Source organism: Sphingobium sp. FG58 (genome assembly GCF_057809055.1).
Map to the genome: position 1 here is coordinate 160560 of NZ_JBMDJF010000002.1, position 12185 is coordinate 172744.

Annotated in this window: 12 protein-coding genes; all 12 read right to left on the bottom strand. The window is 68.1% G+C overall.

The window, feature by feature from the left end:
* Positions 1-11 precede the first annotated feature (11 nt).
* Positions 12-3557: an error-prone DNA polymerase gene (locus ACODR8_RS03555; RefSeq protein WP_489005986.1), complete on the bottom strand. Its 3546-nt coding sequence runs from the start codon at positions 3555-3557 to the stop codon at positions 12-14.
* A complete protein-coding gene (locus ACODR8_RS03560; RefSeq protein ID WP_489005987.1) occupies positions 3554-5185 on the bottom strand; it encodes a Y-family DNA polymerase in 1632 nt (543 codons plus the stop codon). The genes ACODR8_RS03555 and ACODR8_RS03560 overlap by 4 nt, the downstream gene beginning before the upstream one ends.
* Positions 5070-5939: an ImuA family protein gene (locus ACODR8_RS03565; RefSeq protein WP_489005988.1), complete on the bottom strand. Its 870-nt coding sequence runs from the start codon at positions 5937-5939 to the stop codon at positions 5070-5072. Before ACODR8_RS03565 ends, ACODR8_RS03560 begins: the two co-directional genes overlap by 116 nt.
* Before the next feature lie 39 nt (positions 5940-5978).
* On the bottom strand, positions 5979-6716 hold the full coding sequence (locus ACODR8_RS03570; RefSeq protein ID WP_489006178.1) for a prepilin peptidase: 738 nt from the start codon (positions 6714-6716) through the stop codon (positions 5979-5981).
* Entirely contained in the window at positions 6710-7432 is a 723-nt protein-coding gene (gspN, locus tag ACODR8_RS03575) for a type II secretion system protein N (RefSeq protein ID WP_489005989.1), read from the bottom strand. Before gspN ends, ACODR8_RS03570 begins: the two co-directional genes overlap by 7 nt.
* Positions 7429-7914, bottom strand: coding sequence for a type II secretion system protein M (locus ACODR8_RS03580; protein WP_489005990.1), 486 nt, complete (start codon positions 7912-7914; stop codon positions 7429-7431). Before ACODR8_RS03580 ends, gspN begins: the two co-directional genes overlap by 4 nt.
* Positions 7911-9029, bottom strand: coding sequence for a type II secretion system protein GspL (gene gspL, locus ACODR8_RS03585; RefSeq protein WP_489005991.1), 1119 nt, complete (start codon positions 9027-9029; stop codon positions 7911-7913). The genes ACODR8_RS03580 and gspL overlap by 4 nt, the downstream gene beginning before the upstream one ends.
* On the bottom strand, positions 9026-10015 hold the full coding sequence (gene gspK, locus ACODR8_RS03590) for a type II secretion system minor pseudopilin GspK (protein WP_489005992.1): 990 nt from the start codon (positions 10013-10015) through the stop codon (positions 9026-9028). Before gspK ends, gspL begins: the two co-directional genes overlap by 4 nt.
* Positions 10008-10727: a type II secretion system minor pseudopilin GspJ gene (gene gspJ, locus ACODR8_RS03595; RefSeq protein ID WP_489005993.1), complete on the bottom strand. Its 720-nt coding sequence runs from the start codon at positions 10725-10727 to the stop codon at positions 10008-10010. Before gspJ ends, gspK begins: the two co-directional genes overlap by 8 nt.
* Positions 10727-11089, bottom strand: a complete 363-nt coding sequence (gspI, locus tag ACODR8_RS03600; protein WP_489006179.1) for a type II secretion system minor pseudopilin GspI — start codon at positions 11087-11089, stop codon at positions 10727-10729. Before gspI ends, gspJ begins: the two co-directional genes overlap by 1 nt.
* 136 nt (positions 11090-11225) lie before the next feature.
* Positions 11226-11699: a GspH/FimT family pseudopilin gene (locus ACODR8_RS03605; RefSeq protein ID WP_217672183.1), complete on the bottom strand. Its 474-nt coding sequence runs from the start codon at positions 11697-11699 to the stop codon at positions 11226-11228.
* A complete protein-coding gene (gspG, locus tag ACODR8_RS03610; RefSeq protein ID WP_489005994.1) occupies positions 11671-12099 on the bottom strand; it encodes a type II secretion system major pseudopilin GspG in 429 nt (142 codons plus the stop codon). Before gspG ends, ACODR8_RS03605 begins: the two co-directional genes overlap by 29 nt.
* Between the last annotated feature and the right edge of the window lie 86 nt (positions 12100-12185).

Here is a 12185-nt window from a genome sequence, read left to right on the forward strand (position 1 = left end):
CATATAAATCGCTAATGAAAATCGCGTGATCCGGGCAATATCCGCACATTGCGCGGATGGCCATGGGTGCGGACGCGCGACATGACCGGGTGAACAGCCTTGTCGCCCGGTCCTGCTTCAATCACCGTTGCATGATCCTCCGACAGGCGATCGAGTTCGGCGGTGCGATCCACGATGCGATCCGCCATCAGGTGCAGCACATCGACCGGCCCCTCCCGCACCCGCTGCACCACGCCATGCGCCTCCATCAGTCGCGCGGCCATGACCGGCAGGCGATAGCGGTCCAGCATCCTGGCCCAGAGCAGGATGTTGACGATGCCTGTCTCATCTTCCAGCGTCGCGAAGATCGCATTGCCCTTGCCGGGTCGCTGCCGCACCAGCACCACACCCGCCACTTTGGCCCGCGCGCCATTTTTCACGCTGCTGATCTGTTCGCTGGTCAGCAGTCCTTCGGCCGCGAAAACCGGGCGCAGGAAGGTCATGGGATGCTGTTTGAGCGACAGGCGGGTCAGCTGATAATCCGCGGCCACCGCTTCGGACAAGGGCATGGGCGGCAGGGCCGCATCGGCTTCCTCCCCCAGTTCGCGCGCGCGGGCGGCGGCGAATAGCGGCAGTTCGCCTGCTGGCATCCGCCGCACGTCCCAGGCCGCGTCGCGCCGTTCGCGCCCGATCGATCGGCAGGCGTCGGCATCAGCCAGCAAATGCAGCGCGCGGGCAGGCAGCCGAACGCGCCGCCCCAATTCCTCGATCGTGGCGAAGGGACCGGACGCCGCGCGATCCACCGCAATCGCCTCTCCCCATGCCTCGCGAAACCCATCAATCTGGCGAAAGCCCAGCCGCAGCGCGAACGCCCCATCCTTGCGGTGGTGCGGGACGATGTCGCCCCAGCGGCGATTGGCCGGGGTCCAATGCTTGCCTGCATCGGGATCGTCCGCCGCAATCGGCTCCAGCCCATTGTCCCAGCCGCTGGCATTGACGTCGATGCCGCGCACCATGACGCCATGTTCGATCGCGTCGCGCACGATCTGCGCCGGGGCGTAGAAGCCCATCGGCTGCGCATTGAGCAGAGCCGCGGCAAATACGGCAGGCTGGTAGCATTTCAGCCAGGCCGACACATAGACCAGTCGGGCAAAGGAGATGGCGTGGCTTTCGGGAAAGCCATAGCTGCCGAACCCCTTGATCTGGTCATAGCAGCGCTGGGCAAAGGCGCGCTCATAGCCGCGCCGCACCATGCCGCCGACCATCTGCTCCTCAAACTCGCCGATCGTGCCGACATTGCGGAACGTCGCCATCGCCCGACGCAATTGATTGGCGCGCGCAGGCGAAAATTCGGCCGCCGTAATCGCCAAATTCATCGCCTGTTCCTGAAACAGGGGGACGCCGTAGGTGAGACCCAGCACGCCATGCAATTCGTCTGCCGGATAGGGCGGTGAAGGCGAAGGAAAGGACCAGCTTTTGGGCTTGCCATCGCGCGCCTCGGCCCGGCGGGCGAGATAGGGGTGGACCATATCCCCCTCGATCGGGCCGGGCCGCACGATCGCCACCTGCACCGCCAGATCATAAAATTTGCGCGGGCGCAGGCGGGGCAGCATGTTGATCTGGGCGCGACTTTCCACCTGGAACACGCCCACGCTGTCGCCCCGGCACAGCATGTCATAGACCGGCTCTTTTTCACTCGGCACCGACGCCAGCGTCATGTTGCCCAGGCCATGGTCGCGCATCAGCGCAAAGCCCTTGCGGATGCAGCTGAGCATCCCCAGCGCCAGCACGTCGACCTTCATCAGGCCCAGCGCGTCGATATCATCCTTATCCCATTCCAGAAATGTGCGGTCCACCATCGCGGCATGGTGGATCGGCACCGTCTCATCCAGCCGGTCCTGCGTCAGCACGAAACCGCCGACATGCTGCGACAAATGGCGCGGGAAGGTCAGGAGCCGGTCGACCAGTTCCTTCAACTGCATGACCAGCGGATTGCCCACGTCCAGCCCGGCGTCGCGGAAGCGCCGTTCCTCCATGCCGCTGGCGTGGCTGCCCCATACGGTGCTGCCGATCCGCGCGGTCACATCTTCCGTCAGGCCCAGCACCTTGCCGACCTCCCGCACCGTGCTGCGCGGGCGATAATGGATGACGGTCGCGGCGATGGCGGCGCGCTCGCGGCCATAGCGGGCGTAGATATGCTGGATCACCTCCTCGCGCCGCTCATGCTCGAAATCGACATCGATGTCGGGCGGCTCGTCGCGATCCTCCGAAATGAAGCGGGAGAAGAGCAGATTATGCTTGGTCGGGTCGACCGATGTGATGCCCAGATAATAGCAAACCGCCGAATTGGCCGCTGATCCCCGCCCCTGACACAGGATCGGCGGATCGAGGCTGCGGGCGAACTGCACCGCTTCATAAACGGTCAGGAAATAATAGGCGTAGTTGCGGCTGCGGATCAGCGCGAACTCCGTCGCCAGCATCGCATGGACCGTGTCCGGCACGCCATCGGGATAGGCTTCGCCTGCCAGCCGCAGCACTTCATGCTCCAGCCAGTCCTGCGCCGCCCACCCCTCCGGCACCGGTTCATGGGGATATTCATATTTGAGGTCCGACAGGTCGAACCCGATCCGGTCCAGCACGTCGCGCCATGCCCCCACCGCCTGCAGCCAGTCGCGGAACAGCCGTGCCATTTCGCGCGCGGGTTTCAGGTGCCGCTCGGCATTGGCCTCCAGCCGCCGCCCCGCCTCACGCAGGGTCACGCCGTGGCGGATGCAGGTGACGACATCGTGCAGCGGCCGATCTTTTGGCATTGCATAGAGCGCGTCGCAGGTGGCGAGCAAAGGCAGGTTAAGTCGCTGCGCCAGCGCCGCCAGCCGGGCGAGGCGGCGGCGGTCCGGCCCTACGCGCGGCATGGTAACACCGATCCACAGCGCGCCCGGCACCGACTGCGCCAATGTCGCCAGCAGCGCTTCGTCCGCCTCCCCCGCCATGACGATCAGGACCATGTCCTGCGCATGATCGATCAGGTCGGACAGGCGCAGGTCGCAATCGCCCTTTTGCACCGTGTCTTTGAGATTGCCGACGCTCAGCAGCCTGGTCAACCGTCCCCAGCCATGGCGGTTGATGGGGTAGGCGATAATGTCCGGTGTCCCGTCGGCAAAGCAGAGCCGCGCCCCGGTGACGAGACGGAAAGCCTGCGCCAGCCGCAGCGCCTGCGCCGCAAGATGGCGGCGTTCAGCAGCCGACTGCGCGGTTTCGCCAGTGCGGATGCCCTGATCCTCGGCATCCTCGGCCAGCATCTTGCGCACCGATTTAAGCGCGCTCCACGCCCGCACCACCCCGGCGACCGTATTGCGATCGGCAATGCCGATACCCGCATGGCCCAGCGCCAGCGCCTGCCCCACCATATCGGCCGGGTGCGACGCACCGCGCAGGAAACTATAATTGGTCGCGGCCACCAACTCGGCGAAATCCGACGCAGGCGATAGCGGTTCCGGTCGCCGCGCCCGCAACGCCGCGTCCAGAGCGATGGGCCGACGCCCCTCGCCCTCCGGCCCCGGATCACGCCCCCGGCTCATGCGAACAGGCCGTGCATGTACCAGCGCGGCATCGGCTTGTCCGGCTCGAAAAAGCCCAGCCGGAAGATCCAGAAACGGCGGCCGCGCCGGTCCTCCACCCTGTAATAGTCGCGAATATGATCAGGCGCGTCACCCAGCAGATAGCGGATATCGACCTCGCCCGGATCGCTGCCGGGCCGGGGCAGTTCGATCGAGACGGGCCGCCTGCGCCACCATTCCCCGGCGATCCGCTCCGGCCCCTCGAACCGGGCGACTTCGTGCAGCGCCCGCCGCCAGCGGAAACGGCGGGGCGGGCCGTCGGGGACTTCGGCGCCCAGCACCTCGATCGACTGGGGCGGATCGAACAGATGGATGGGGCGCAGCGGCGGCTCGCCCGTCTGCGGCGTCGCCCACAGGTCGGACGGCGGGGCATCCAGCGCGGGGAGCGCAAATTCGGCCTGTTCGGGCATATGGCTGTCGCGCGCGCCAAAGCGGCGGACGCGGTTGCGCCCCAGCCGGGTGCTCAATCGCTCGACCAGCGCAGTCACCGCCGCCTCGCCCGTCGCACCGCCCTCCAGCCGCAATTGCGATGCGCCCAGTGGCTCGGTCAGCGGGACGTTCAGGCGCAGCAGGTCGAAACCGAAACCGGGGTCGATGGGATCGTTGAGGCTGTCGATCCGTTCCCGGATCAACCGCATCAGCGCCGGGACATCGCGCATCGGCGCACCGGTTTCCACGGTCAGGCGGCGCACCAGCCCGTCGCTGCGGAAAAACAGCGCCTCGAACCGGCGGCCGCCATGGCCCCTCTGTTCCAATATCTCTGCCGCCTCGCCCGCCAGTTCGGCCAGGATCGTCATCATGGTTTCGGTGCGGGCGACCGGTTCGGCAAAGCGCCGCTCGACGCCCAGCGGCGGGACGACCCGGCGCGGGGTCAGCGCGCTGTCCGCCTCCCCCACGATCCGGCGGATCGCCATCACCGCCGAAGCGCCGAAGCGGGCGGCGATGGACAACATTGGCCGACGCGCGACGTCGCCAATGGTTTTCAGCCCTGCGCGGCGCAGCGCCAGCGTCGCTTCCTCATCCAGTTCCAGCGCGGCGACGGGCAGGCGGCGGATCGCGCTATCTTCATCGCACGCAGCGCCTGCCACATAGCGCGCCAGCGCCCGCGCGCCCTCCGGCGTCCCGGCAAAGGCCAGCCGCACCGCTACGCCCAGCCGCGCCAGCCGCCGTTCCAGATCAGCCGCCAGCCCCGTCTCGCCACCAAAGAGATGGTCGCACCCGCTGGTGTCGAGGATCAGCCCGTCGGGCGGATCGAGCGCCACGGTCGGCGTGTAGCGGGTGCAGCCATCAGCCAGCCGCTCCAGCCAGTCCTGATCTTCATGCGGCACATGGTCGAACAGGTCGAGGTCCGGCACGCGGGCGCGGGCGTCCGCCATCGACAGGCCGGGCGACAGGCCCAGCGCCGCCGCGGCCTCATCCACCGCCGCCAGCCGCAGCGCGCCGCGAACCTTCTCGACAAAGGCGCGGGGCCGTTCATCCTGCCCGGCGCACAAATGGGGCCGGGTCAGGCGCAACCGCTCCGCCGGGAGCCAGGGGAAGAACAGGGCGAGATAGCGGCGGTGCCGGGGCGCCGGCGTCGCGATCGTCATGCTCTCCTCCTCCCCAAACCCTTCCATTAGCGCCTCGTCCATCTGTGGCAGGACGTCTGAAACATAGTCGGTCACGGTCCCACTCCATGCGCCATGGACCGGCCGGGGGACCGGCACGCCGACGCAGCAATTCGATTTGAAACAAGGATGCGCCCGGCGCGTCCGCCTCCAGCGCGATCGAGGGCGAAGCACTGACCCGCCAGCGTGTATCGGCGGCGCTCGGCGCAGCGTCGGCGGCGATCCGCAGCAGGAACAGGGTGACGCCCGATGCTTCGGCGGCCAGCATCAGGCGGCGGCTGGCGGTCAAGTCCAGCCCGCGCATCGCGCCCCATCCTTCGACCAGCACCGCACCCAGTCCGGCGCAGCGTGCTGCCTCTGCCGCCGCATGGAGCAAAGCCGCATCATCGGGGGCCAGCACCAGCAGCATATTGGTGGGGTCTATGCCCAGTTCGACAAGGCCGGTGGCGTGCAGCTGCCCGACCCGCTTCTGCATCGCTTCGGTACGCAGCCACAGGAAAGGCCGCCCTTCCCCCGCGCGCAGGCTGAGCAAGGCAGCAACGCCCGCGCCGCTGCTGGCATCCTCCGCATCGGCAAAGATTTCATGCAACCGCCCGCGCGCCAGCCCGCCGCCCAGCGCCGCATCCACCCCGTCATGCCCCAGCGCAAACAGTGCCGCAGGCGCAGTCGCGCGGCGCGGCTCCAGCTGTTGCAGGCTCTCCCTCAACCGGGCAAGAACAGGGGACGAATCGCGCATATGTTCACTATATGTTCTATCGTTCCTTTGCGCCAGTCGTCAGTATAGGAAGCGAACGCAATACCAGCCCGGCACTGCCGCCAGCGCCAGAAACGTGCCGAGCGGCACCCGCGCCGTCGCTTCTTTTGCCCGGCCCGTCACCAACATGACGCAAAGCCCCGCCATCGCCGCGATCAGCAGGATGAAGGGCAAGGCCTGCCAACCAAACCAGGCGCCGAGCGCACCCAGCAGCTTCGCGTCGCCCAGCCCCAATCCCTCACGCCCCCGCACCGCGCGATAGGTCAATGCGATGGCAAGCAGACTGCCATAGCCAAGCGCCGTGCCGATGATCCGGTCGATCAGCAGCACATCGGTCGCCCACAGTCCCAGCGTCAGGCCCAGAAAAGCGAGCGGCAGGGTCAGCGCATCGGGCAGCCAATAATGCCGCCAGTCCAGCACCGCCAGCGTCAGCAGCAGCCAGCCGAGCAAGGCCCAGCCAATCCCGCTCAGATCCGGCATCGCGCCGATCGCCAGCGCGCCGATGATCGCGCAGCTGAGTTCCACCCGCCCATGCAGTCGATCGATCGCCGCGCCGCACGTCCGGCAGCGGCCATGCTGCAACAGGGCGCTGAGCAACGGGATCAGATCAAGCGGCGTCAGCGTCCGGCCACAGCCATCGCAGGCCGACCGACCCAGCGTCACCCCCCGCCCCTGCGGCCAGCGCAGGATCAGGGTGGCGAGGAAACTGCCGAAAATCGCGCCGACCACCCCGCCCAGCAGCGTCGCCAAGATCACAATGTGCCTTCAACCTTCAGCACCTGCGCATTGCCCATAGTCGCAAAGCCCGCCTGCCCCAGCGACGATGCCAGCGTCGGATCGGCGGTTTCAACCCGCATCGTGGCGCTATAGCGGCCCGACCGCCAGATGCGCAGCGCGATCGTCTCCATGCCCGACTGGCTGGCGAGCGGCAGCGACAGCGCGTCGCCATCGCAGGCGAGCGCACCCGAAAAGCCCTGCGACAGGTTCAGCCCAGGAAACTGCCCGGCCATCCGCGCCCGCACCCTCCCCTCGGCATGACCGCAACGGTCGCCGGTAAAATAGGCGGACACATCCTCCATCTGGAGGCTGGCGATCGGCAGCGGCGCGAAGGTGCGGCCCAATGACACCGCGCCACTCACATCATCCACCCCGATCCGCCCGAACCCGACGGTCAGCGCGCCGGATATGTCGTCGGCCAGCCCCTTGGTCCGGGCAATGTCGAACCGCGCCCGGCCTGTCAGCAGCGCCAGCGGGGCGAGGCCCGCGCGCACGCTGCCCATCGGCATGTCGCCCAGCATCAGCTGGTCGATCCGCCCGCTCCACACCGTGCCACGCACATCCCGCGCCGCCACGCCCAGCCGCTCCAGCCCAGCCAGCCCCAACGCGACCCGCATCGGCAAAAAGAGGAGCAGCCCCAGCAGCACGATCACCAGCAACGTGATCCGCATCCGGCGCGAGAGGATAAGACCCATCATTGCCCCACTCCCCGCACCAGCACCGCCTGCACCGACAGGCTGCCAGCGGTCGGCGCGGGCCGCGCGCTCATCGTATCGACCCGCACCCCCTGCGCCTCCAGCGCCGCAATCCAGGAAAAGAGCGCGACCGGCCGGATCGAGGCGATGGCAATCTCCATCCGGTCCGGTCCCTGCGCCTGCGCCCGTTCCAGCGTCAGCCCGGCTTCACCCGCGCCCTGCCCGACCAGCTGGTCGAGCGGCGCGGACGGGCCGCCAGCAACCGCGCGGGGCAGCGCCTTTAACTGCCGCACCGCCGCGCGCACTGCCGCGTTGCGATCAGTCGCCTCCAGCAACGTATCGCGCGCCGACCGCTGCGCCCGGTCGAGCGGCATCGCCACCCCGAACCAGAGGATCACGCCTGCCAGCAGGGCGAACATCACGCCCAGCATCACTTGCTCGCGGGGCGATCGTTCCGCCCAGAGTGCCTGCATCCGTTCCATCATGACCGCACCGTAATTTCTGCCAGCGTCCGACCGCCCGGCTCCTGCGCGGGTGTCGCCGTGATGGTGAAGCCCGCCGCCTGAAGCGCGAGCAACACGATGTTGATGTCATCCGCCTTCGCCGCCGCCAGCGTCGCGCGCAGCATCCCGTCCGGGTCGCGCGACAGGCTGGTCAGCGCTACGCCGGGCGCATCCTGCATCGCTGCCATCAGCGCCGCGACCGGCGCGGTAAAGGCCCGACCGCCAGCACCCCGCGCGGCAAGCTGCTGCTCCATCGCGCCAAACGCTTGGCGCGCATCGCTTGCGCCGGGAACGACCTGCTGCGCCAGCGCCAGGCTTTCCGCGTCAAGCCGACTGGCCTCACGATGGCTTTTGACGATACCGACCAGCGCAATCAGCAATGCCGCGAGCAGGATCAGCCCGCTCCACAACGCCACCCGTTTCAGCGCACGCTGATCGACCTGCCGCCGCACCCGCTTGGCAAAATCCCCCTGCCGCAGATCGATGGGCGGGGCATCCAGCGCGGCGATCGCGCGTCCCTCGATCACGCCCTGCGGCACATCGGTCACCGGTGCGTCGCCGATCAGCGCGGGCAAGGCCATGTCCCCGGTCAGCGCCATGTCCGCGCCCCGCAACACCGTCACGCCGCCAATCACGCCGCGCGCGAAACCCGCCTCTGGCTCCGGCAGCAACAAAGGCGCAGGCACGATAATATCCGGGTCCAGCCCATGATGCTGCGCCCAGAGCAGCCAATGCTGCATGTCACCGCGCGCCGCCAATGCCACGACATGGGGACGGGCCGGGTCGTCCTGCGCATCGGCCACCGCAAACAGTTGATCGGCAGGCAGGATTCCCTCCGCCAGCGCCGCCAGTCGCGCCGCCGCCCGCGCCTGCCGCACCGGCAGATCAGGATGCAGCGTCCAGTGCAGCGCCACTAGGGCCGCAGGCGGCACCAGCATCACCCGCGCTTGGTCTGGCAAGGCCGCTATACCGCACGCCGCCAACCAGTTCGCGCCCTCGCCCGACTGCACCAGCGCGCCATCCACCACCCGCATCCAGCGCGGCGGCGCATCCGCCGCTTCGGGCAGAAAGACGATCAGGGCGTCGCGCGCGCTCATGCCCCTGCGCCCCAGCTGCGCCGCACCACCGTCGCCGGGCTTTCCCGCGCGTCGATCAGCGACCGCTCCACCAGCTGCGTTCCCCCGACAGTCACTGCCACGTCCACTCCGAAAAACCCCGTCGTCAATTTGACCTGCTCGGCCACCTCGGTCATCGGCGACAGGCCGGCGAGCGAGGGCAAGGCCCAGAATTGCACCGTGCTGCCGTAGCCGTCCACGGGCCGCTGCGCCAGCAATTGCCGCGCCTGCGCGACGCTCAATTGCCCCGGCAGCAGCATCGCGAAGAGCGGCGCCTGTTCCGGCAACAGCGTATTGATGTTGATCGGCGACAGATCCGTGACTGGCAGCGCACAGACCCAGGGCCGCACCGTCGCATAGATGGCGGGCGTGATTCCGTTCACCGCGCGCAACTCGCTGGCGTCGATCATCAACCGGTTGGCCGCGCGATAGGGTCGCTGCATCTGCCCGTAAACCGCATCCTCCGCCCCGCCCGGCTGCGGATCGCCATCGCTGTCGATCCAGTCGGCCAGCCCCGCCGCCGCGCCCTGCGCCTGCCGCGCATCGACACCCAGCGCCACCAGCAAAGCCTGAAATTGCGATACGCCGATGGGGCGCACCTTCAGGCTGGCCTCGCTTGTCCCACTCACCACGCTGTTGAGGTTGAAGCAATTGCCGCCATCGGTGACCCGCGCCGTCGCGGTGCCGCCCGGAACCGGGATGCTCTGCGGCGCACCCAGCCAGCCGCCCGCCAGCGTGATCTTCGCCGGATTGCCCGCGACCAGATCGCCGATCCGCAAGCGCGCGACCGCCGTGCCTGCGTCGGCATAGGCCCGCGCCTGATCGATCGCGCCGCCATTGCCGGTCATCCGCGTCGCCAATGCGACCCGCTCCAGCGCGGTCGCGGCGACGACTGCCATCACCGCCACCAGCAGCAACACGGTCAGCAGCGCCGCGCCGCGCTCGTTGGGTTTACGCGGATCAGGCACCGGATGCGCCCTCGACGATGGGCTTTTCCGCTGGGCCGGGCGCGACGAGGAAGCGCAGGGTGACAGGCGGCTCGCCAGTGCGGGTGAGCGTTATCTCCACCGCGCGGGGCAGCAGGTCAGGCTGGGTCGGGGTCCAGTCATCGCGCCATTTGCCCGCCGCATCGCGGAATTTCAGCGCGACCGCCTCGACATTCTCCAGCAACGCCGCGGGTTCATCCCCCGCCGCGCCATCCAGTTGCGCATAGGTCCGCCGCTCCAGCCGTCCCTGCCGCACCCAATATTCCACCTTTTGCAACGAAGGCCGGGGCAGGTCGCCCAGATTGTCCCAGCCGCCGCGCACAAACTGCATCACCGGCTGATCCTCGCTTTCGTGATGCGCCCAGAAAGCCGGGGCCAGCGTGCCGCTCTCGGTACGGGTGATGCGCGGCACCGCCTGCCCCAGATCCCCCGCCAGCGCCCCGCCCGCGCGCTGCACCGCCGCCATATCATCCAGCCGCGCCTTGACCTGCGCCTGCGCCGACACGCTGTTGCCCAAGAGCAGGACACCGGCGCTCGCCAGCATCGCAAAGATCGTGAGGGCTACGAGCAACTCGATGAGCGTGAATCCATCGTCACCCCGGACTTGATCCGGGGTCCAGGGCGCAACCCGCTGCGCCTTGCCGCACTGGATGCCGGGTCCAGCCCGGCATGACGGGGAAGTAAATGTCGCCATCACTCCACCACCCGCACGAAACTCAACACCACGGGCGACGCACCCGGCTGGCCGTCGACGGTCAGGTCCACCTGCAACAGGCGCTGGTCGTCGGTCGGCTTGACAGTCCGGCTCCAGTGCCAGCGCCGCCCGCCATTCTCGACATCGCCCGCTTCGTCACCAACCGATGGCGGCACCGGATCGCTCTGCACATCGACCATCAGGTTGCGCGCGACGATCTGGCCCAGCGCCTTGCTGTCCAGATCCGCTGCGGTGCGCAGCGTCACCCCCTGCAACCGCACCAGCGCCAGCGCCGCCAGGCTGAACACCGCCAGCGCGACGAGCATTTCCAAGAGGGTGAAGCCCTGTTGGGAGGAACGCATCAAAGGCGTGAAGCCGCGTTCGCCTTTCAAATGGTCGTCACCCCGGACTCGATCCGGGGTCCAGGGCGCAAAGCGTTGCCGTCTGTCGCCCTGGATGCCGGGTCCAGCCCGGCATGACGGTGGAGGAGATGGCCGATTACCCACCGACCATGACCTTCCCCGCCATGTCGACCGTCACCGACACCCGCTCGCCCTCGCGCGCCAGCGTTACGGTCAGCGGATCGGTCGGCAGGCCGGTGCCGTCGAACGCAATCTGCTGCCGCCCGTCCTTGCCGACCAGCGCGCGGGTGCCGCCTTTCCAGTTGGCGGTGACGAAGGGCTTGTCCTCCAGCGCCACCCATTGCCCGCCATCGCGGCGCTGAAAGCCATAGCCGGACGCGGACACCCACAGCCCCATCGGCGCAGCCGTCACGACCGCTTCGTCGCGCGCGGCGGCGACGCGCGCGGCGAAGCGGTCGGCATCCTCGATCACGCGCCCGCGCGGATCCGGGATGGCCAGCACCACGGCAGCCGAAATGAAACCGATGATCGTCAGGACGACCATCAGTTCCACCAGAGTAAATCCTGCATCGGATGCAGGATTAGAGTTCGCTGGAATAGATATCCGCATTTTCACTCTCGCCGCCCGGCTGGCCGTCCGCGCCCAGCGAACTGATGTCGAACGCGCCCTTGCGCCCCGGCACGGTATAGACATAGGCGCGGCCCCACGGATCGTCGGGCAGCTTCTTGATATAGCCGCCACGCCGGTAACGCTGCGGCTGCGCCAGTGATGCGGGCGGATTGAGCAGCGCCTGCAACCCGTCCGACCCCGCCGGATAGGTCAGATTGTCGAGCCGATATTGCTCCAGCGCCTGTTCGATGGTCGCAATGTCCGCCTTCGCCTTCTCGACCCGCGCCGTGTCGGTCGCAGGAATGACGTTGATCGCCACGATCGTCGCCAGCAGGCCGATGATGACGATGACGACCATCAGTTCCACGAGGGTGAAGCCGGCTTCGCTTCGCTTCCCCACCTCGTCATCCCGGCGAAAGCCGGGATCCCGCTTTTCTTCTACGACCTTGCGCGCTCCCAAAAAAGAAGCGGGATTCCCGCCTTCGC

Excerpts from the sequence above, each read along its gene's own strand:
- gspI (WP_489006179.1), bottom strand. The coding sequence starts at position 11,089 with ATGCGTTCCTCCCAACAGGGCTTCACCCTCTTGGAAATGCTCGTCGCG.
- gspN (WP_489005989.1), bottom strand. The coding sequence starts at position 7,432 with ATGATGGGTCTTATCCTCTCGCGCCGGATGCGGATCACGTTGCTGGTG.
- ACODR8_RS03565 (WP_489005988.1), bottom strand. The coding sequence starts at position 5,939 with ATGCGCGATTCGTCCCCTGTTCTTGCCCGGTTGAGGGAGAGCCTGCAA.
- ACODR8_RS03555 (WP_489005986.1), bottom strand. The coding sequence starts at position 3,557 with ATGAGCCGGGGGCGTGATCCGGGGCCGGAGGGCGAGGGGCGTCGGCCC.
- ACODR8_RS03560 (WP_489005987.1), bottom strand. The coding sequence starts at position 5,185 with ATGACGATCGCGACGCCGGCGCCCCGGCACCGCCGCTATCTCGCCCTG.
- gspJ (WP_489005993.1), bottom strand. The coding sequence starts at position 10,727 with ATGGCGACATTTACTTCCCCGTCATGCCGGGCTGGACCCGGCATCCAG.
- ACODR8_RS03580 (WP_489005990.1), bottom strand. The coding sequence starts at position 7,914 with ATGATGGAACGGATGCAGGCACTCTGGGCGGAACGATCGCCCCGCGAG.
- ACODR8_RS03605 (WP_217672183.1), bottom strand. The coding sequence starts at position 11,699 with ATGCGGATATCTATTCCAGCGAACTCTAATCCTGCATCCGATGCAGGA.
- gspL (WP_489005991.1), bottom strand. The coding sequence starts at position 9,029 with ATGAGCGCGCGCGACGCCCTGATCGTCTTTCTGCCCGAAGCGGCGGAT.